The 20,378-nt window shown below is 43.4% G+C and carries 18 protein-coding genes; 10 read left to right on the plus strand and 8 right to left on the minus strand.

Annotated elements, in window-relative coordinates:
- Positions 1 to 260: 260 nt before the first annotated feature.
- The 8 genes from alr to F4W09_RS15820 all read right to left on the minus strand — a co-directional run bounded on the left by alr (position 261) and on the right by F4W09_RS15820 (position 10,889).
- Positions 261 to 1,487, minus strand: coding sequence for an alanine racemase (gene alr / locus F4W09_RS15785; RefSeq protein ID WP_151505343.1), 1,227 nt, complete (start codon positions 1,485 to 1,487; stop codon positions 261 to 263).
- Positions 1,488 to 1,546: 59 nt separating this feature from the next.
- The gene (locus F4W09_RS15790; protein ID WP_044739718.1) at positions 1,547 to 3,046 is read right to left on the minus strand and encodes an amino acid permease; all 1,500 of its coding nucleotides are present in this window, start codon (positions 3,044 to 3,046) and stop codon (positions 1,547 to 1,549) included.
- Positions 3,047 to 3,447: 401 nt separating this feature from the next.
- Positions 3,448 to 4,425 (minus strand): succinylglutamate desuccinylase, encoded by a 978-nt coding sequence (astE, locus tag F4W09_RS15795; protein ID WP_151505344.1) that lies wholly within the window; start codon positions 4,423 to 4,425, stop codon positions 3,448 to 3,450.
- Between the two features lie 21 nt (positions 4,426 to 4,446).
- The gene (astB, locus tag F4W09_RS15800) at positions 4,447 to 5,787 is read right to left on the minus strand and encodes an N-succinylarginine dihydrolase (RefSeq protein WP_151505345.1); all 1,341 of its coding nucleotides are present in this window, start codon (positions 5,785 to 5,787) and stop codon (positions 4,447 to 4,449) included.
- 24 nt (positions 5,788 to 5,811) lie between these two features.
- Complete coding sequence (gene astD, locus F4W09_RS15805) at positions 5,812 to 7,281, minus strand: succinylglutamate-semialdehyde dehydrogenase (RefSeq protein ID WP_151505346.1); 1,470 nt, start codon at positions 7,279 to 7,281, stop codon at positions 5,812 to 5,814.
- A gap of 5 nt (positions 7,282 to 7,286) precedes the next feature.
- On the minus strand, positions 7,287 to 8,312 hold the full coding sequence (gene astA, locus F4W09_RS15810) for an arginine N-succinyltransferase (protein ID WP_016165648.1): 1,026 nt from the start codon (positions 8,310 to 8,312) through the stop codon (positions 7,287 to 7,289).
- Between the two features lie 13 nt (positions 8,313 to 8,325).
- Positions 8,326 to 9,543 (minus strand): bifunctional succinylornithine transaminase/acetylornithine transaminase, encoded by a 1,218-nt coding sequence (locus tag F4W09_RS15815; protein WP_151505347.1) that lies wholly within the window; start codon positions 9,541 to 9,543, stop codon positions 8,326 to 8,328.
- 71 nt (positions 9,544 to 9,614) lie between these two features.
- Positions 9,615 to 10,889, minus strand: coding sequence for a Glu/Leu/Phe/Val family dehydrogenase (locus F4W09_RS15820; protein WP_171284991.1), 1,275 nt, complete (start codon positions 10,887 to 10,889; stop codon positions 9,615 to 9,617).
- A gap of 201 nt (positions 10,890 to 11,090) precedes the next feature.
- Here F4W09_RS15820 and F4W09_RS15825 point away from each other — a divergent pair, with 201 nt between their 5' ends.
- The 10 genes from F4W09_RS15825 to F4W09_RS15870 all read left to right on the plus strand — a co-directional run.
- Positions 11,091 to 11,513, plus strand: a complete 423-nt coding sequence (locus F4W09_RS15825; protein ID WP_044739723.1) for an Lrp/AsnC family transcriptional regulator — start codon at positions 11,091 to 11,093, stop codon at positions 11,511 to 11,513.
- 325 nt (positions 11,514 to 11,838) lie between these two features.
- Positions 11,839 to 12,960 (plus strand): bifunctional 3,4-dihydroxy-2-butanone-4-phosphate synthase/GTP cyclohydrolase II, encoded by a 1,122-nt coding sequence (gene ribBA, locus F4W09_RS15830; RefSeq protein ID WP_044739724.1) that lies wholly within the window; start codon positions 11,839 to 11,841, stop codon positions 12,958 to 12,960.
- A gap of 11 nt (positions 12,961 to 12,971) precedes the next feature.
- The gene (ribH, locus tag F4W09_RS15835) at positions 12,972 to 13,442 is read left to right on the plus strand and encodes a 6,7-dimethyl-8-ribityllumazine synthase (protein WP_016165653.1); all 471 of its coding nucleotides are present in this window, start codon (positions 12,972 to 12,974) and stop codon (positions 13,440 to 13,442) included.
- 3 nt (positions 13,443 to 13,445) lie between these two features.
- Positions 13,446 to 13,895: a transcription antitermination factor NusB gene (gene nusB / locus F4W09_RS15840; protein ID WP_016165654.1), complete on the plus strand. Its 450-nt coding sequence runs from the start codon at positions 13,446 to 13,448 to the stop codon at positions 13,893 to 13,895.
- Between the two features lie 17 nt (positions 13,896 to 13,912).
- Positions 13,913 to 14,830: a thiamine-phosphate kinase gene (gene thiL / locus F4W09_RS15845; RefSeq protein WP_044739725.1), complete on the plus strand. Its 918-nt coding sequence runs from the start codon at positions 13,913 to 13,915 to the stop codon at positions 14,828 to 14,830.
- Complete coding sequence (locus F4W09_RS15850; protein ID WP_044739726.1) at positions 14,781 to 15,329, plus strand: phosphatidylglycerophosphatase A family protein; 549 nt, start codon at positions 14,781 to 14,783, stop codon at positions 15,327 to 15,329. Before thiL ends, F4W09_RS15850 begins: the two co-directional genes overlap by 50 nt.
- Before the next feature lie 21 nt (positions 15,330 to 15,350).
- The gene (gene glmU / locus F4W09_RS15855) at positions 15,351 to 16,715 is read left to right on the plus strand and encodes a bifunctional UDP-N-acetylglucosamine diphosphorylase/glucosamine-1-phosphate N-acetyltransferase GlmU (RefSeq protein WP_151505348.1); all 1,365 of its coding nucleotides are present in this window, start codon (positions 15,351 to 15,353) and stop codon (positions 16,713 to 16,715) included.
- 12 nt (positions 16,716 to 16,727) lie between these two features.
- Positions 16,728 to 18,566, plus strand: a complete 1,839-nt coding sequence (gene glmS, locus F4W09_RS15860; protein WP_044739728.1) for a glutamine--fructose-6-phosphate transaminase (isomerizing) — start codon at positions 16,728 to 16,730, stop codon at positions 18,564 to 18,566.
- 53 nt (positions 18,567 to 18,619) lie between these two features.
- Positions 18,620 to 19,990 carry a phosphohexomutase domain-containing protein gene (locus F4W09_RS15865; RefSeq protein ID WP_151505349.1) on the plus strand — a complete coding sequence of 457 codons (1,371 nt, stop codon included), beginning with the start codon at positions 18,620 to 18,622 and terminating at the stop codon, positions 19,988 to 19,990.
- Positions 19,991 to 20,046: 56 nt separating this feature from the next.
- Positions 20,047 to 20,378, plus strand: a 332-nt coding sequence (locus tag F4W09_RS15870) for an acyltransferase family protein (RefSeq protein WP_151505350.1), incomplete at its 3' end; no start/stop codon positions are given.

A 20,378-nucleotide genomic window follows, 5' to 3' on the forward strand; every position in this document is an offset into this window, starting at 1 on the left:
ATAATCACCGTTAAAAATAGCCTAACATCTTGATCATAGAAGGTATTGGATGTCCAATTATAGGAATACGAGTTCAAAGCTTAAATGGGATTTATGAATTTGATGTGTTCCCCTGAAGGTGAAGACTCAACTGAGCATGAACGATCAATATTAAGCTGGATAGACAATCAATTGCCCCTCTACACAGCCATATAAAAATTACCCCACGCCTGAAAGTTCAGACATGGGGTAGTCATTTACATTAATGAATTATTGTCAGCTTAGCGTACAGCAATTTTAGGATTAGAATTGCCCCACATGGTGTAGACATCTGCAAGCAGCGCACCATTGTATTCTTCTAAATCACTTTGCTTGACGCTTTCATTGCCTTGCTGACCAAACAACACCACTTCATCACTGGCACGAATATCAGGAAAATCAGTGACATCGACCATGGTGGTATTCATCGACGTCCGCCCGACCACAGGAACTTTATGTCCACGAATCAACACATAGGCTTTATTACTAAAAGCGCGACGATAGCCATCTGAATAGCCCATCGGCAAGTTCGCCAATAAAGAATCACGTTTTAAAGTATAGGTTTGGTCATACCCGACAGTTGTACCTTTTAAATAAGCATTCACTGTTGTCACTTGGGTTTTAAACGTCATCAACTTTTTATATTCCACACGGTCAGGAATACTGTCACCATAAATCACACCACCAGCACGGACCATATCTAAATGTGACTCTGGCACGGTTAAAGTGGCAAATGAATTGGCGGTATGTAAGGTTAGCTCTTCACGTTTGAGTTTGGCTTTTTTAATGAGCCAGTTCGTTTGCTGGTTAAAGACCGCTAAACGTTCCCGTACATATTTTTCATCTTCTACTGCATAATGCGTCATGATGCCGACCAACTTCAAATTTGGCAGTTTGGTCATACGCAGGGCTTGCTGTTTACCTTGCTCGCTGTTTAGCTCTAAACCATTACGATCCATGCCGCCCGCATTTAAACCCAGATGGTAGGCAACTGTAATCCCTTGCTGTTTCGCCCAAGTAGAAATACGCTGCGCTTGCTCATAGTTTCCGAATAATTCTTCCATCTTGAGTGAAGCTGCATTTTGAATTTCCTGATCGGTGGCTGCACGCAATCTTAAAATACGACCTTGATAACCCGATTGGCGCACCATCGCGGCTTCGGCATTACTGGTAATGCCCACACAAGGTACATTTAACTTGATAATGCTCGGCATCAACAACTGAATTCCATGCCCATAAGCATCGGCTTTCATCACAGCACAAATTTGGCTCTTATCCTGCAATTGTTGCTGCAAGGTTTGAATATTTTGTTCAAAGGCTTGCACATTAATTTCAACCCACGCGTTGGCTTGAGGGGCCGCAGCCTGTGTTGCTGAAATCTGTGATGTCAACATCGGTGCCGCCATCGCACTGCTCATATTCAGCAGCCCCGCCCCCAACATACACGCCAATAATGTTACTTTTTTCAAGACAAATCCCTCTTCGTCGTTATAAAAAAGAGAGGGTAAATACCCTCTCTCACTCTTCATTAATTATTTTCTGATAGTTCATCATGATCAATGCGACGACCATGCTCTAAAATCCAAGTGCGCTCGCTATCTTGACGTTGACGACGCTTATAAGCAATCCATAAGCCGATAAACCAAAGTGGTGAAACAAACAGTGAAATACGCGTATCATGATCGAGACATAAAATCGCAACCACAAACACCATAAAGGCGATCCCAAACCAGCTCATAAAAATACCCGCAGGCATTTTATAAATAGATTTCGCGTGCAAATCAGGACGCTTTTTACGATAAGCCAAATACGATGCCAGAATCATACCAAAGGCAAATACAGTCAAAATTGAGGTCAATGCTGTCACAATATTAAATGCAGACATGACATTTGGTGTAACGAACAGAATCAACGTACCGATAAATACACAAATCATAGAACACAACAGTGCTTGTACAGGCACTTTACCTTTAGATAAGGTTTTAAAGCGCTGCGGCGCATCTTTCTCAACCGCCAAACCATACAACATACGGCTGGTGGCGAAGATACCACTGTTTGCAGAAGACATTGCCGAAGTCACGACCACGAAGTTCACCACAGCAGCAGCAGCTGTAAGTCCGACCAATTGGAACATAGCCACAAATGGACTTTTACCTGGATCAACGTGCTGCCATGAGGTTACGGAAATGATGACCAACAAGGCACCCACATAAAACAACAGAATTCGCCACGGAATTGAATTAATGGCTTTAGGTAATGATTTTTCTGGGTTTTTGGTTTCTGCAGCAGTTGTACCGACCAACTCAATACCCAAGAAAGCAAACACTGCCATTTGGAAACCCGCCAAGAAACCTGTCACACCATGCGGTAAAAATGCATCAGGATCGGTAATATGTGAGAACGATGCCTTGACTCCATTTGGCGACACGAAGCCCATAACCACCAAGCTCACACCCAAAATTAAAAAGGCAACAATTGCCACAATCTTGATCATGGCAAACCAAAACTCGGTTTCACCAAACATTTTCACCGTAAGTAAGTTTAGTACCGTCAAAACAGTGATCGTGGCCAAAGCAGGCAACCATACGGGTAAATCGGGATACCAGAACTGCATATAACCGCCAATCGCAATAATATCGGCAATCGCAGTAATGATCCAACTGAGCCAGTAGGTCCAGCCCAAAAAGTAGCCTGCCCAAGGACCTAAATAATCCGTAGCAAAATCTACAAATGACTTATAATTGGTGTTGGAAAGCAGTAACTCTCCCATGGCACGCATGACAAAAAACAGGACAAAGCCAACGATCATATAAGTCAAAATGACTGAGGTTCCAGAATTGGCAATGGTTTGCCCCGAACCCATAAATAGACCTGTTCCGATAGCTCCGCCAATCGCAATCATTTGAATATGGCGATTGCTGAGAGAACGATCGAGTTGTTCTTCTCCAGCTGAATCGTAATGATGTCCACCCAGTAAATCACCCTCTAGGGTTTCTTTCGACTTATTGAACTTATTTCCATTCATCATGTTTATTACTCCAATTTACACCTCAAAGAGGTGCAAATACGGGACAGATATAAAATTTTTCCTTATTTAATATCCATCCAAAATTAAGCTAAATATTATCTTTCAATAATATTAATTTTATTATTTAACCGAATTTATAAAATAAAAATAGCGACCAAATAATCACAACACAGATTGCAAAACCTATACCAATTTTATTAATTTAACATTAAAAAATAATAGCTTAATAAAAACATGACGCGAGTTTATCCACTGATTACAAGCGAACTCATAATCACTGGGCGTAAATATTGCATTAATATTTTTTACAATATCCATATATTCAATTCCATTGAAAATCAATTTAACGATTTAAATTCTATAAATCACCATCATCATATTTAATAAATCGAGACGAATAATCACACACGAAGCTCAGTTAATATCAAGCCTGCTCTTAACCCTTTTTTCACTTGAGTATTTGGAAATAAAATCCAGACCTGTTCTGGTGCAATCACATAAGGTTTGCCCTGTTGCAGGGCAATCACTGCATCTGATTGGAACATTGAGAAATTGGGCGCAGAATCGGCAAGATTGAGCTGAAAGTCATCTTCAGTTTTGATAATCGAATCGACGACACGAAAGTTTTTAATTGCTGACTTTTGGCGTGCAGGTAAAGCTTGTTCTGTCACCACCGCACGTAAAACTTGATTAATTGCAGCAAATGCTGCCAAATCATTTTGACCAAAAGGCTTGGCATGTCCAAGCTCAAGGGTTGAACTCGCTGCCTGAAATCTTGAACTGGTATAGTGCGTGAAGGTGCGACCCGCTGCATTGTGGTATACCAAGGCATCCAGTTCCGCAGCATTTAAACACGCCAACATGACCGCATCATAGCCATGAGTTTGATAAGGAAATAAAGCAAAAGTCGGAAGCAAAGATGGACGGATCGCTGTGTGCAAATCATAGTGATAGCGTTTGACCTGTGCAGGGCAAGATTGAAAGAAATCTGCCACCAACTGCTCTAGCTCAGCCACTCGCTTTGCTTCAAAGGTTTCAGAAAATTGCTGATGTGCACCACAAAACATCCGATTCATATCATTTTCAACATAGCGTTGACCTGAACGAATCGCGACAGGGTTGCCCAAAATCAATATTAATTTGACCTTGAGCTGTAACGCACATGCAAAAATATCCTGACTGAGCTGCGCCAATAACTCGATTGGCGCAGTTTCATTGCCATGTACACCCGCGGAAAGCACGATGGCTTTTTCATAAGCCTGCTTTGGAGTAAAAGATAAAACCCCTTCAGCTAACCATTCCCAATGAAAATCATGCTGTTCGCCCTGCGATACAGTCGGGATACGTTGTGCTAAAACATCACCTAGAAAATCTATCATTTGCTTTCCCTGCACGATTACTTAACGTTGGAAGTGATATACCGAACCCAAGCCTAAAATTTGCGTCAACTCATCTAACGCAGTACGGCTTTCAATCAATAATTGTGGGTCGGCCAAATCTTGCTGTGCCAACTGATCACGGTAGTACTGATCTACCCACGTATTTAAACGTGCAAACAAAGCATCATTCATAAATAGATTCGGATTAATCGCGTTCAGTTCTGCTTCATTCACGGCAACACGCAAACGTAAACATGCAGGACCGCCACCGTTACGCATACTTTCACGTAAATCGAAAACTTTGATGTCATCAATTGGGGTACCCATTTGAATCATGTCGTTCAAGTAGCTCCATACCGCTTGGTTTTGACGCGATTCTTCAGGCACTACAATGCTCATACCGCCATCGGCACGTGTGAGTAATTGACTATTGAATAAATAGGTATTCACTGCATCTTTCACTGAAACACGCTGATCAGGTACTTCAATGGACACCAACTCTTGACCTAAACTCGCCATTTTTTCACGAATTTCGGCCAAAGCTTCCGTTTGGTTCAAAAATGCATGTTGATGATGAAACAAGACGTTTTGGTTACTCACCGCAATCACATCGTTGTGGAAGACCCCTTGATCAATCACATCGGGATGCTGCTGCACAAAAACGGTTTGTTCAGCTTTCAATTGATGTAAACGTGCAACAGCTTCACTCGCCTCACGTGACTGACGCGCAGGATAATGTTTCGGACCAATACCACCGCCGAGGAACTGCTGACCATAAACGAACACTTGTACGCTGGCTTGATCATAAGCACCACCTAAACGGTTGTGGTTTGCCGCGCCTTCATCACCAAACAACGCCACGGGTGGTAAAGCTTCGTGATGGGCAAAGTGGCGCTCATCGTTAAACATAGCTGCCATAACACGCGAGGTCGTTTCATGTTCAATCGAGCGGTGGAATTTGTTGTTCAAGTTTGCCGCAGTAAAATGCACACGACCATCTGTACTGTCTGCCGACGGTGAAACCGTTGCCGCATTGGCTGTCCACATGCACGATGCAGAACTCAAAGCGGATAACAATGCAGGCGAAGTACGCATCGCTTGTTCAATCACGCTATGGTCATCCCCACGGAAGCCCAATTTGCGCAAAGTTGGCACATGTGGGCGTTCTTGCGGTGCAAATACACCTTGCTTTAAGCCCATGTCGGCCAAAGCTTTCATCTTTAACAGACCTTGCTTGGCAGCCAACTTCGGATTCGATAAATTATTACGGTTTTTGGTCGAAGCTTCGTTTCCAAAAGACAATCCTGCATAGTGATGCGTTGGACCGACTAAACCATCAAAATTAATTTCATAGCCTGACATTTCTAAACTCCCTTTTCTGTCGACTTACAGCACAATGCCTGGCGATAATTTTTCAGGTAGACTTACCTGTTGACTTTCTAGTGATGCCATTGGCCATGCGCAATAATCTGCCGCATAGAAGGCACTGGCACGATGATTCCCTGATGCACCAACACCACCAAATGGCGCGGCACTTGAAGCGCCTGTTAATGGTTTATTCCAGTTCACAATGCCTGCACGCGCTTCAATCAATAAACGCTCGAACAGTTCACGATCTGGTGAAACTAAACCTACTGACAAGCCAAAGCGTGTTGCATTGGCAAGCGCTAAAGCTTCATCAAAATGGTCATAACGATAGATACAACTCAATGGACCAAAATATTCTTCATCTGGCACATTATTGACGTTTGTGACCTCTAAAAGACCCGGGCTTAACAAGCTGCTGTTTGGATCAGTTTGAGTCACAGGCAATAACACCTCAGCACCCAAATCCACCAAACGTTGTTGCGCTTGTAAAATTTGCTGTGCAGCATGCAATGAAATCACACCACCCATGAACGGTTGTGGCTGTGCATCCCACTGACCCACCACCAAGTTACGGCTCACTTCAACCAAACGTTGAATGAAAGCATCACCTACAGCACCATTTTTGATAATCAAACGGCGCGCACAAGTACAGCGCTGACCTGCGGAAATAAAGGCAGATTGAATGGTTAAATTCACCACTGCATCAATATCAGTAATTTCATCGATAATTAATGCGTTGTTCCCCCCCATTTCTAGAGCGAGAATTTTTTCTGGAGCGCCCGCTAATTGTTTATGCAAGTGGTAACCCGTATTGGCACTACCCGTGAACAACAGGCCATCAATTTCATGCGACTGCGCAAGTGCCTCGCCTGTGCTACGACCGCCTTGCACCAAGTTCAATACGCCTGCTGGTAAACCTGCTTCATGCCACAACTTCACGGTTTCTTCCGCAGTCCACGGCGTGAGTTCACTTGGTTTAAAAACAATGGTGTTGCCCGCGATTAAGGCTGGAACAATATGACCATTCGGCAAGTGACCTGGGAAATTATAGGGGCCAAATACAGCCAATACCCCATGTGGACGGTGACGCAAAGAGGCTGCACCATCAGCCATTTCGGTGATGCTTTCGCCTGTACGCTCATGGTAAGCACGAATCGAAATGGCCACTTTAGCAATCATCGATTGAACTTCGGTTAAGGTTTCCCAAATCGGCTTGCTGGTTTCACGGCTAATGACTGTCGCTAACTGTTGTTTATTTTGTTCTAGCAAGCTTGCAAAGCGATGAATCACCTCAATACGCTCTGCAAGTGGACGACGTGCCCAAGCAGCAAAGGCAGCACGTGCTGACTGACATGCTTGTTCCACTTGTTCAGCCGTAGCTTCTGCACCTTGCCAAATCACTTCTTGAGAAACTGGATCAAGTTTGTTCCAAGCTGCACCCTGCGCTGGAGACCATGTCCCATTAATAAATAAATTCCCTTGTGACATTATTTTTACTCCATCTTATCTAAAGGCAACATACGAATACTTTGCCCCGCTTGTACGCCAAGCGCATAGGCTTGTTCAGCCGTTAAACTTAAGTTGTCTGCATCCGCAGCATGTTGAATTAAAATTGCGCGATAATCATGATAACGGTCATTCGCCACCAAATAACGACCTGTCGCTTCTGGCAAACTGCTCACGATTTTCACAGCACAGGTCTGGCTTTCCTTGACTGCACGTAAGTTTTTCACTTCAGCTTCGAGGGTTGGTCCTGCATCAAAAATATCGACATACCCTTGATAACGCAGACCTTCCGACTCTAAAACACGAGAAGCTGGAACGGTCTGAGGATGAACTTGCGCAATCACTTGCTGTGCGGCCAATGGCAATAAATCGGTATACACAGGGAAGCGTGGCATTAATTCCGCAATAAAGACTTTTTGCCCAATACCACTCAAGTAATCCGCCGTGGAGAAATCCATATTGAAAAAGTGATAGCCCAAGGCATCCCAAAATGGTGATCGACCATTTTCATCAGAATAACCACGCATTTCTGCAATCAGGGTATTTTGAAATGCCTGCTGAAATGCTGCGATAAACAGAAAACGGATTTTAGAGAGCAATTTACCATTTTGATCTTTACGGTATTCAGGATCTAAAAACAGCGTACACAGCTCACTACATCCTGTATGGTCATTGCTTAAAAATAGGGTGTTTAAGGCCTTATAAACATTCAGAGCTTGTGAAGCATGAACTTGTTTGCCCACATGAAAGTTATAAAATGGTTCCGTCAAACCCACTGCAACTTCAATCGCACTCACGCCAACCACGCGCTGCAACTGGGTATCTTCTAAAACAAATAAATAACCTTGCTCATTTGGCGCCGCTTGACCTTGTAAGGTCTTTTGTGTGCGGGCAATTCGAGCCAATAAGATGTCTTTATTTTGGGGTAAAGAAGTCAGACCTACGCCCGACTTCCCCGCCAGAATGAAGATATCATCTAAATCTCGATGCTCTGCATGTCTAACAATCATCATCAGCGGTGACCTATCACGCGCCAACAAAACGTGCGAGCGCACGCTCAAAACGTTGTAAACCTACTTCAATATCCGCTTCTGGAATAATTAAAGATGGCGTGAAACGCACGACATTTGGACCTGCAACCAAGGCCAAGAGACCTTCTTCACCAGCAAGAGTGACGATATCTTTGGCTCTACCTGCATATTCTGCTTTGAGTACACAGCCAATCAATAAACCTTGACCGCGAACTTCTTCAAACAAGCCAAAACGTTCATTCAAACGCTTCAAACCTTCAGCAAAGATTTGCGCACGAGTACGTACACCATTCAATACTTCAGGGGTGTTGATAAAGCCAAACACTGCATTTGCTACAGCAGATGCCAATGGATTACCGCCATAAGTCGTGCCATGATCTCCCACTGCATACATATTCGCGTATTTATCTGTGGTAATCATGGCACCAATTGGGAAACCACCACCGAGTGCTTTGGCTGTGGTTAAAATGTCTGGCGTCACTTCAGTGTTCATATAGGCATATAGCGCCCCTGTACGACCTACACCTGTTTGTACTTCATCAAAAATTAATACTGCACCGTGTTGATCACACAGCTCACGTAAACCTTTTAAAAATTCAGGATCAGCCGTAATGACCCCACCTTCACCTTGAATCGGTTCAACAATCACGGCACACGTGTCGGCATCAATCGCTGCACGGGCTGCGTCCAAATCATTAAATGGAAGATGCTGAATGCCTTCTGGTAAAGGAGCAAAATCTTGTGAATATTTCGGTTGACCACCTGCCGAAACGGTAAATAAGGTACGACCGTGGAAGGCATTTTTAAATGCAATAATCTTGTTCTTGCGCGCAGAGCCTGAAAGTAGGCCCACTTTGCGCGCAAGTTTCAAAGCCGCTTCATTGGCTTCTGCACCAGAGTTACAGAAGAACACTTTATCGGCGAAGGTACTTTCAACCAATTGTTTTGCTAGGGTAAGTACAGGTTCATTGGTATAACCATTACCGATATGCCATAACTTTTGACCTTGTTCGACTAAGGCTTTGACTGCAACTGGATGTGCATGTCCAAGCGCATTCACCGCAATGCCACCTGCAAAATCAATATATTCTTTACCTTGCTGATCCCACAAACGAGAACCTTCGCCACGCACAGGAATAAATTGAGCGGGTGCAAAAACAGGCACCATATACTGATTAAAATCTTGGCGATTCGGTTGGCTAGTCTGGTTCATGGTCTGTTCTTCCTTAATAAATCTGATATTTTTCTTACTTGAATGTGCCCCGAAGGGCACGAAACTTCCCCTTAACCTGGGAAAATTCCTCGTTCTTTACGTGCTTTCAAAATGCGTTCACAAGCCAAAATGTACGCTGCAGTACGCAAGCTACAATCTTTGTCATCTGCTGTATGCCAAACATCTTCAACCGCTTTAATCATGAGCTTATCTAAGCGTTCATTAATTTCTTCTTCGGTCCAGAAGTAACTTGCCATGTCTTGAACCCACTCGAAGTAACTCACGGTTACACCGCCAGCATTACAGAGCACATCTGGAACAATCATGATTTGACGTTGTAAAAGAATATCTTCTGCTTCTGGATAAGTTGGGCCGTTCGCACCTTCCAAGACCAATTTCGCAGTCAATTTTTGCGCACGCTCAGCAGTAATCTGACCTTCTAAAGCAGCAGGGATTAAAATATCCATCTCTACTGTCCAGAACGCTTCATCTTCAATTACGGTTGCATTAGGGAAGCCTGCAACACCTTTATGAATCGCAACGTAGTCTTGTAATTGCTTAACGTCAAAACCATCTGCGTTGAAAATTGTGCCTGTGTGGTCTTGTACACATACTACTTTTGCGTTGGCTTTATGGAATAAATATGCAGCTTCGCTACCTACGTTACCAAAACCCTGAACTGCAATACGGCTGCCTTCAAGTGCTAAGTTAATTTTTTTGGCAACTTCTAAACCTGTAACGAATACACCACGACCTGTTGCACGGACACGACCTAATGAACCACCTAAATGTACAGGCTTACCTGTCACGACACCTGTGACGGTATGACCTTTAATCGTGGAATAGGTGTCCATCATCCAACCCATAATGTCTGCATTAGTGCCTACATCTGGCGCTGGAATATCAATTTGTGGACCAATAATTGGGCTAATTTCAGTGGTAAAACGACGCGTTAAGCGTTCAAGTTCACGTGGTGACAATTTACGCGGGTCTACTCGAATACCGCCTTTTGCACCACCATACGGTAAGTTCAATACCGCAGTTTTAATGGTCATCCATGCTGAGAGGGCCATGACCTCATTCAGTTCTACATCTGGATGGTAACGAATACCGCCCTTACCTGGTCCACGCGACAAATTGTGTTGTACACGGTAACCTTCGAAATGCTGAATAGAACCGTCGTCCATTACAATAGGCACATCAACAATGAGCGCACGCTTTGGACGCTTTAAAGTATTGATAAATGGGATTAAGTCTTCTTCAAGATAAGGGGCTACACGGTTAATCTGAGCAAGGTAGGTTTGCCATGCACCACTATTTTCCATTTCATATGACAAAGACATTATTTTATCCTCTGAGAATTTAATTGAGCTAATCCATTCAAAATAGGAAACACCCCATCTATTGGACACCGCCTCAGCTCGGTGTTGTTCCAACTGGAGTGTTACCTAATACGCATAGTATGAAAAATCAAAACGACTCTAAAAAGTTGTAATTTTGATAAAAATGCAATAAATTTTATCAAAATGATAATCATGGAAATCAAAATGAATGATACTGACAGCCAAATTCTAGGTTTGCTGCGTGACAACGCCCGTATGTCAATTACCGACATTGCCCAAAAAGTGCGCGTTTCCCGAAATACTGTGCAGAAACGAATCGAATATTTAGAATCGAGTGGCATCATTACGGGCTATACCGTTCGCTTAAAACCCGGCAGTGAGAAAAACACCATTCGTGCTTGGATGAATATTATGGTGGAAGGCACCAAAACCAGTGCGGTCGTAAAAGAGTTAAGAATCGACCCTTCTGTACATACGCTGCATACCACCAATGGTAAATGGGATTTATTGGTTGAGCTGAAATCGGACAGTTTGGAAAGTTTTGATAAAACCTTAGAGCGCATTCGAACCATTTCGGGCATTTATAACACCGAAACCAGTATTTTGCTTTCGACTTATAAAGCATAAGCAATTCACTTATCGTGATTTTAAGTAAGAAACCCGCATACTCTTAGAAATCAAACCATCCTGATCAATACAGCCTGATTTGACTAAAATGTACAGTTCGCCCCCGTTTTCTAGGAAATTTGAACCGATTTTGACCCCATGAGTTTAATCGATTGCTCATTTTTAAATAGTGCAACTCTTTTAAAGTCTTGCGTGGCTGTGTATAACAATCGACGTACAGAAAAGTAAAAGCATAGGCAAACTGTCTAAAAAAGCGTTAGACTATGCCACAATCAGAAATGCAAAGACTTTGGTCATTTGCAGACGAATAGAAAGGTGAAGATTGATGCCGCTCAATACCGTTGAAGAGCTCGTAGCAGATATCCGTGCAGGGAAAATGGTCATCCTGATGGATGATGAAGACCGTGAAAATGAAGGCGACTTGGTCATTGCGGCGACACACGTCCGCCCAGAAGACATCAACTTCATGATTACACATGCGCGTGGTTTGGTGTGCTTAACTTTAAGCCGTGAGCGTTGTCAGCAATTGAATTTACCATTAATGGTCGATGCCAATGGTGCACAACACGCCACCAACTTCACCCTATCCATTGAAGCAGCCGAAGGGATTACCACAGGTATTTCCGCTGCTGAACGTGCTCATACCATTCAAACAGCGGTTGCGGCACATGCCAAGCCTAGCGATATCGTACAGCCTGGACATATCTTCCCATTGATGGCGCAACCTGGTGGTGTACTGCACCGTGCAGGACATACTGAAGCAGGCTGTGACCTTGCACGCATTGCTGGCCTAGAACCTGCTTCTGTAATTTGTGAAATTATCAAAGAAGACGGCACCATGGCCCGTCGCCCAGATTTAGAAATTTTCGCTGAAAAGCATGGCCTAAAAATGGGAACCATTGCTGACCTCATCCATTACCGCATGACCAATGAACAAACAGTTGAGCGTTTAGGTCAAGAAAGCATCGATACTGAATACGGTACATTTGAACTGTTCCGTTACCGTGAAATTGGCAATCCAGATATTCATTTGGCTTTGGTCAAAGGTGAGCCAAAAGATGGCATCACTACGGTTCGCGTACATGGTTTTAATCCGACACGTGACTTGCTCAAATTGAACAAGCAAGATGGCGAACCGGCGTGGAACTTAGACCGTGCCTTAAAAGAAATTGCACAAAGTGATCGTGGTGTACTGGTCTGGATTGGTCAACGTCATCTACAAGATCTAGGCCCTGCCCTCGACAGCCTAACTGCACCAAAGAAAACCAAATCTAGTGCAGCTCTGTCTCAGCAATATCAAACGATTGGTGTAGGCGCACAAATTTTACGTGATTTAGGCGTTGAAAAAATGAAGCTGCTAAGTTCGCCGCTACGTTTCAACGCATTATCAGGTTTTAATCTTGAAGTGGTGGAATATGTCACCGCTCAACAAACATTAACGAAATAATCGAGGTTGCTATGGCGATTCGCCGAATTGAAGGTTTATTACATCTCGCGAGCGAAGGCCGTTACGCGATTTTAGTTGGTCGTTTCAATAGCTTTGTGGTTGAACACTTGCTAGAAGGCGCAATTGATACATTGAAACGTCATGGTGTATCAGAGGATAATATCACTGTTGTTCATGCACCAGGCGCTTGGGAACTTCCAGTGGTTGCAAAAAAACTGGCTGCTTCTGATCGCTTTGATGCCATCATCGCTCTTGGCGCTGTGATTCGTGGTAGTACGCCTCACTTTGACTTTGTTGCAGGTGAATGTGCCAAAGGTTTAGGCGTAGTTGGCTTAGACACTGGTTTACCAGTGATTAACGGTGTATTGACTACGGACAGCATTGAACAAGCGATTGAACGCTCTGGAACAAAAGCAGGTAATAAAGGTAGCGAAGCTGCTCTTACTGCAATTGAAATGGTTAACTTGTTAAAGGCTATTTAAAGCATGTCGCAAACACTTCAAGCCGCTTATGCTGCAAAACGTAAAGCACGTCGTTTTGCTGTACAAGGCATTTATGAATGGCAAATGAGCCGCAACCCAGTGCATGAAATTGAAGCACGTACGCGTGTTGAAAATGCCATGCATAAAGTGGACCTAAGCTATTATCATGAATTGCTGACTCAAGTGGTTGCCAATCATGAAGCTTTGGATGCGCTTCTTATCCCTGTGCTAGATCGCCAAATCGAAGCACTAGACGGTGTTGAACTTGCAACATTACGTTTAGGCGCTTACGAATTGAAAGAACATCTTGAAATCCCGTATCGCGTGGTTTTAGATGAAGCGATTGAACTTGCCAAACACTTTGGTGGTGCTGACAGTCATAAATACATCAATGGTGTATTAGACCGTTTAGCCAACAGCCTTCGTGCAGCAGAAAAGCAACAAGCACAATAAGACGTGTAGTAAGTAATATGGCTGAGTTTTCTATCATTGAAACCTATTTTAATCGACAGAAGCATACTTCAGTCGACTTAGGGGTCGGAGATGACTCAGCCGTACTTACCCCGCCTCCGCAGCAACAATTGGTGATCTGCACAGACACCTTGATTGCAGGACGACATTTTCCTCTCGATACTCCTCCCCATGCCATTGGCTGGAAATCTGTTGCCGTGAATCTTTCCGATATTGCAGCGATGGGCGCCAAACCGCAGAGTATCTTATTGGCATTGAGCCTACCCCAAATTGATCATGACTGGCTGAAAGAATTTAGTCGGGGACTTTACGATTGTTGCGATCAATTTGGCGTGAGTTTAATTGGTGGTGATACGACCCAAAGCCCTCACCTCACCATTTCCGTCACCGCCCTCGGTTGGGTAGATACGGGGCAAGCGGTAAAACGCTCAGGTGCTCAAGTCGGTGATTACGTTTGCGTCAGCGGTCAGGTCGGTGATGCGGCCTTTGGTCTTCAACATCCAAATCATACCTTAAAGCACCGTTTAGATTACCCAACACCACGTTGCCAGCTTGGACAGCAGTTGAAAGGCTTAGCTTCTGCCATGATTGATGTGTCGGATGGACTGGCACAAGATCTTGGACATATTCTTAAGGCATCACAGGTCGGTGCTCGACTACAATTGGAACAGCTCCCTATCGATGTCAGTCTGCAACATTTAACACAAGTACAACAATGGCAATACGCACTCGCAGGTGGTGATGACTACGAGTTATGCTTTACAATAAGCCCGCAAAATTACCAACAACTTTTGCAACAACAATTAGATGTAAAAATTACGGTGATTGGAACTATTACAACATCTACTGGGCTTACATTTGAAAAAGATGGCAAAGATCATCCGCTTCAATTTCAAGGGTATCAACACTTTGCATAAACCTCCAATTCAGTTTAACCATATGTCTTGGTCGAACCGCTGTATTGTATTTTGCGGTGTCGGTTTTGGCTCTGGTTTATTACCTAAAGCACCAGGCACATTTGGTTCGGCTTTTGCCCTGCTTTTTATTCCATTGTGGTTGAATTTAGGCTTTATCAACTCCATATACGCCATCATCTTCATGTCACTGATTGGCATCTATATTTGCGGTCAAACCGCCAAAGTGATGGGCGTACATGATGATGGACGCATTGTCTGGGATGAGTTTGCAGGTCAATCTATTACCTTGTTACCGTTGATTTATTTCGGACAAATGAGTGTCTTCTCTGCATTGATTGGTTTTTTGCTGTTTCGCCTGTTTGATGTATGGAAGCCATGGCCCATTCGCGTCATTGACCGCCAAGTCCACGGCGGATTTGGCATTATGCTCGATGACATTATTGCGGGGCTTTGGGCAGCGCTCTGTATTTTTATATACCTCAATATTTCTCTGGCTTAGCGCCAGCTTGTAAGGTGTGTTATGACAACTTCTGTGATTATTCTTGCTGCAGGTAAGGGAACCCGAATGCGTTCCCAGCTCCCCAAAGTGTTACAACCCTTAGCAGGACGCCCCTTACTTGGACATGTGATTGACACAGCAAAGCAACTCCATGCTGATCACATCATCACTATTTATGGACATGGTGGCGAACAAGTGCAACAGCACTTTAACCATGAACAAATACAATGGGTCGAACAAGCAGAACAACTGGGTACTGGTCACGCTGTTCAGATGACTTTACCTGTACTACCTCAAGATGGCATCTCACTGATTTTGTCTGGTGATGTACCCTGTATTACCCCCGCAACATTACAAAAATTACTTGATGCTTCACGTGGAACAGGGATTGGCCTCGTGACCTTAACCCTTGAAGATGCCACAGGCTATGGTCGCATTGTGCGCGAAAATGGGAAAATTCAAGCGATTGTTGAGCATAAAGATGCCAACGAACAGCAACGTCAGATTCGTGAAATCAACACTGGTATCTATTGCGTGAGTAATGCCAAGTTACATCAATGGCTACCACAGCTCACCAACAATAATGCTCAGGGTGAATATTACCTTACTGACATCGTGGCGATGGCACTGGCCGATGGTCTTGAGGTCGCTTCAGTTGAACCTGTGATGAACTTTGAAGTCGAAGGTGTGAATGACCGTATTCAACTTGCAGCATTAGAACGTCAATTTCAAAACTTCCAAGCTAAACAATTGATGCAACAAGGCGTGCATTTGATTGACCCGAGTCGTTTTGATTTACGTGGCAAGCTTAAAGTTGGCCAAGATGTACGTATTGATATTAACGTGATCATTGAAGGCGATTGCGAACTGGGTGATTCCGTTGAGATTGGCGCAGGTTGCGTCATCAAAAACACCAAAATTGCTGCAGGCACCAAAGTGCAACCGTATAGCATTTTCGATCAAGCCATTGTCGGTGAAGACACCCAAATTGGACCTTTTGCACGTTTACGTCCAGGTGCAAAACTCGCCAATGAAGTCCATATTGGGAATTTTGTTGAAGTGAAAAACTCAAGCATCGGTCTGGGTTCTAAAGCCAATCATTTTACTTATTTAGGCGATGCCGAAATTGGTGAAAATTCAAATATTGGTGCAGGAACCATTACCTGTAATTATGACGGTGCCAACAAATTCAAAACCATTATTGGTGACGCGGCCTTTATTGGCTCGAACAGTTCACTGGTCGCCCCTGTACGCATTGGCCATGGTGCCACTGTCGGCGCTGGTTCAGTGATTACCCGTGATGTTGAAGATCACAACTTAGCCTTTGAACGTTCAAAGCAGATAGTCAAAGAAAACTATCAACGTCCACAAAAATTGAAGAAATAAGAGGATATTCCTATGTGTGGTATTGTCGGTGGCGTTGCAGAACGTAGTATTACCAATATTTTAATTGAAGGTTTAAAGCGACTGGAATATCGTGGCTATGATTCGGCAGGCCTAGCGCTAGTGAATCATGATGATATTTTACGTGAACGTCGTGTCGGTAAAGTTGCCAATCTTGAACAAGCCGTGAATGAATCACTGGTCACAGGTTCACTTGGGATTGCACATACTCGTTGGGCAACCCATGGTAAACCAACCGAAAATAATGCTCATCCACATGTCTCGGGTCATGTTGCCGTCGTACATAACGGGATTATCGAGAACTATCAAGAGCTGAAAGATGATCTTGAAGCCCTGGGTTATGTATTCACCTCACAAACCGATACTGAGGTTGTCGCGCATCTGGTACATGATGCCTTGAAATCAACCTCTAGCCTGTTAGAAGCTGTACAAAGTGTAGTACCACAGCTTAAAGGTGCATATGCACTGGGAATTATTCACACAGATTATCCTGATGAACTGATTACGGTGCGTGAAGGCTCACCACTTGTGATTGGCGTGGGTATTGGTGAAAACTTCATTAGCTCGGATCAATTAGCTTTATTACCGATTACCAACCGCTTTATTTACCTTGAAGAAGGTGACATTGCTCGCTTAACACGTGACAAGATTGAAGTATTTGTAAATGGGCAACTGGTCAATCGTCCAGTGAAAGAACTGGATGCAACGGTCAGCAATGCATCGAAAGGTGAATTTAAGCATTACATGCTGAAAGAAATTTACGAACAGCCTGAAGCATTACAACAAACTATTTCTCAAGCTTTAGATGGTAATGCTTTACGCGCAGATTTCTTAAAGCATGCAGAAGCGGATTTTGCAAACATTCAACAAGTGCAAATTCTAGCTTGTGGGACCAGCTACCATGCCGGCATGATTGCCAAATACTGGTTTGAACAACTCATTGATGTACCATGTCAAGTCGAAATTGCCAGCGAGTTCCGTTATCGCACTCCTGTCATTGTGAATAACACGCTTTACTTATGTATTTCGCAATCGGGTGAAACTGCGGATACCTTAGCTGCACTGCGTGATACCCAAAAGCGTGCTGTATCAAAGAATATCAATATTGTGACTATGGCAATTTGTAATGTGGCCACTTCATCGATGATTCGTGAAACCAACCACAGTTTATTGACCTTGGCAGGCCCTGAAATTGGCGTAGCATCAACCAAAGCTTTTACCACGCAATTGGCCGCATTGATGTTACTGATTTTAAAAATTGGTCAAATCAAACAAACCATTTCAGAACATCAAATTCAAAGCATTGCAGCAGAGTTATGGCACTTACCTAAGGTTATTTTAGATACTTTGCAAAATAACGCAGCTATTTTGCGACTTTCAGAATTGTTTGTGGAAAAACAACACTGCTTATTCCTTGGTCGTGGCACACATTTCCCGATCGCCTTGGAAGGTGCATTGAAACTGAAGGAAATTTCCTATATTCATGCTGAAGGTTATGCTGCGGGCGAACTCAAACATGGGCCGTTGGCTTTGGTCGATAATGACATGCCTGTGGTTATTCTTGCTCCACAAGATGACATGCTAGATAAACTCAAATCGAACATGGAAGAAGTTCAAGCACGTGGTGGTGAATTGTTTGTCTTTGCGGATGAACATAGTGGCATTCACAATAAAGATCGCCAACACGTAGTAAGTGTACCAAGTATCAGTGCGACTTTAGCACCAATCGTGTATAGCGTCCCTGTACAGCTACTGTCTTATCATGTCGCAGTATTGCGTGGTACCGATGTAGACCAGCCTCGAAACTTGGCCAAGAGTGTTACTGTCGAATAAGAATAAAGGCTCGAATTTCGAGCCTTTTTTATCAAATAATATGAGTTAAAAATATGACCAGCCTTACCTGTTTTAAAGCTTATGATATTCGTGGCAAACTCGGCTCAGAATTGAATGAAGAGATTGCCTATAAAATTGGGCGTGCCTATGGACAAATTTACCAACCTAAAACCGTGGTGATTGGTTGCGATATCCGTCTGAGCAGCGAAGGCCTAAAACAAGCCACCATCCAAGGGCTCATCGATGCTGGCGTCAATGTTCTTGATTTGGGTATGACAGGAACTGAAGAAGTGTATTTCGGTGCCTTCCATCTTGACGTACAAGGGGGTATCGAAATCACGGCCAGTCACAATCCAATGGATTATAACGGCATGAAACTGGTGCGTGAAAATGCACGCCCAATCAGTGCTGACACCGGTTTAAAAGATATTCAAGCACTGGCGGAATCAGGCGCATTTACCACAGTTGAGCGTAGAGGTACAGTTGAAAGTTACAATATTCTGCCTGAATTCATCGATCACCTCCTCACCTACATTCGCCCTGAAAAAATTCGCCCACTCAAACTGGTGGTCAATGCGGGCAATGGTTCAGCAGGACATGTGATTGATGCACTGGAGCAAAAGTTCAAGCAACTGCAAGTTCCAGTCGAGTTTATCAAAATTCATCATGAAGCCGATGGCACATTCCCGAATGGTATTCCAAATCCGATTTTAGTTGAAAATCGTGATAGTACCCGTCATGCAGTACTAGAACATCAGGCGGATATGGGCATTGCTTGGGATGGCGATTTTGACCGCTGTTTCCTCTTTGATGAAAAAGGGCAATTTATTGAAGGTTATTACATTGTCGGCTTATTGGCTCAAGCCTTCTTGTTAAAACAAAGCAATGAAAAAATTGTACATGACCCACGGTTGGTCTGGAACACCTTAGATATTGTCGATCAATATCAAGGGATTACTGTACAGTCTAAATCTGGTCACGCCTTTATTAAAGATGTCATGCGTGAACATAATGCAGTCTATGGCGGAGAAATGAGTGCACACCACTATTTCCGTGATTTTGCTTATTGCGATAGTGGCATGATTCCATGGTTACTGGCGATTAGCGTTTTATCTGAAACACAGCAATCTTTATCTAGCTTGGTTGAAGATATGATTACCAAGTTTCCATGTAGTGGTGAAATCAACTTTAAGGTTGCAGATACGCAAGCTACAATTCAAAAACTGTTTGACCATTTTGCAGATCAAAATCCTGAGATTGATCGTACTGATGGGGTAAGCTTAGATTTCGGCACTTGGCGTTTTAACGTACGTGCATCCAATACAGAACCTTTGCTTCGCTTGAATATTGAAAGCCGTTTGGATCAAAATCCGCAACCGATGCAAGCTTATGTGAATGAATTAACGCAATTGATTCAGCAATAATTTCTTTTGAACGGAGTCGACATATGACTTCGTTCATGCTTAATTAGAAAATATATATGAAACGATATGAAACCCTTGATTGGTTAAGGGGTGTAACCGCCTGTGCCATCATGATTTATCACCTTATCAGTTGGACATTGTGGCATCCTCAAGCGGGCAGCCTCTTAGGTAATTTAGGTATTTATGGCGTTTCCATCTTTTTTGTGCTTTCAGGGCTAAGCATGGGAATTGTCTATAATCATTTTTTCCACAATTATAAATCTTCCTTTATATTTTTTATTCGGCGCTTATTTAGATTACTCCCCCTTCTTTGGGTTGTTATTGTCATTATTAGCCTTGATCAATTTTATCTCACACACTATTTCGATTTATCTAAATTCATATTAAA

It is taken from the genome of Acinetobacter tandoii (assembly GCF_008867985.1).
Lineage (GTDB): Bacteria > Pseudomonadota > Gammaproteobacteria > Pseudomonadales > Moraxellaceae > Acinetobacter > Acinetobacter tandoii.

What these genes read in the sequence shown, in the direction of transcription:
- thiL (WP_044739725.1), top strand. Translation starts at nt 13,913, where the DNA reads ATGGCTGAGTTTTCTATCATTGAAACCTATTTTAATCGACAGAAGCAT.
- F4W09_RS15865 (WP_151505349.1), top strand. Translation starts at nt 18,620, where the DNA reads ATGACCAGCCTTACCTGTTTTAAAGCTTATGATATTCGTGGCAAACTC.
- F4W09_RS15815 (WP_151505347.1), bottom strand. Translation starts at nt 9,543, where the DNA reads ATGAACCAGACTAGCCAACCGAATCGCCAAGATTTTAATCAGTATATG.
- F4W09_RS15790 (WP_044739718.1), bottom strand. Translation starts at nt 3,046, where the DNA reads ATGATGAATGGAAATAAGTTCAATAAGTCGAAAGAAACCCTAGAGGGT.
- ribBA (WP_044739724.1), top strand. Translation starts at nt 11,839, where the DNA reads ATGCCGCTCAATACCGTTGAAGAGCTCGTAGCAGATATCCGTGCAGGG.
- F4W09_RS15850 (WP_044739726.1), top strand. Translation starts at nt 14,781, where the DNA reads ATGGCAAAGATCATCCGCTTCAATTTCAAGGGTATCAACACTTTGCAT.
- ribH (WP_016165653.1), top strand. Translation starts at nt 12,972, where the DNA reads ATGGCGATTCGCCGAATTGAAGGTTTATTACATCTCGCGAGCGAAGGC.
- astE (WP_151505344.1), bottom strand. Translation starts at nt 4,425, where the DNA reads ATGATAGATTTTCTAGGTGATGTTTTAGCACAACGTATCCCGACTGTA.
- astD (WP_151505346.1), bottom strand. Translation starts at nt 7,281, where the DNA reads ATGTCACAAGGGAATTTATTTATTAATGGGACATGGTCTCCAGCGCAG.
- astA (WP_016165648.1), bottom strand. Translation starts at nt 8,312, where the DNA reads ATGATGATTGTTAGACATGCAGAGCATCGAGATTTAGATGATATCTTC.
- F4W09_RS15825 (WP_044739723.1), top strand. Translation starts at nt 11,091, where the DNA reads ATGAATGATACTGACAGCCAAATTCTAGGTTTGCTGCGTGACAACGCC.
- astB (WP_151505345.1), bottom strand. Translation starts at nt 5,787, where the DNA reads ATGTCAGGCTATGAAATTAATTTTGATGGTTTAGTCGGTCCAACGCAT.
- nusB (WP_016165654.1), top strand. Translation starts at nt 13,446, where the DNA reads ATGTCGCAAACACTTCAAGCCGCTTATGCTGCAAAACGTAAAGCACGT.
- glmS (WP_044739728.1), top strand. Translation starts at nt 16,728, where the DNA reads ATGTGTGGTATTGTCGGTGGCGTTGCAGAACGTAGTATTACCAATATT.
- glmU (WP_151505348.1), top strand. Translation starts at nt 15,351, where the DNA reads ATGACAACTTCTGTGATTATTCTTGCTGCAGGTAAGGGAACCCGAATG.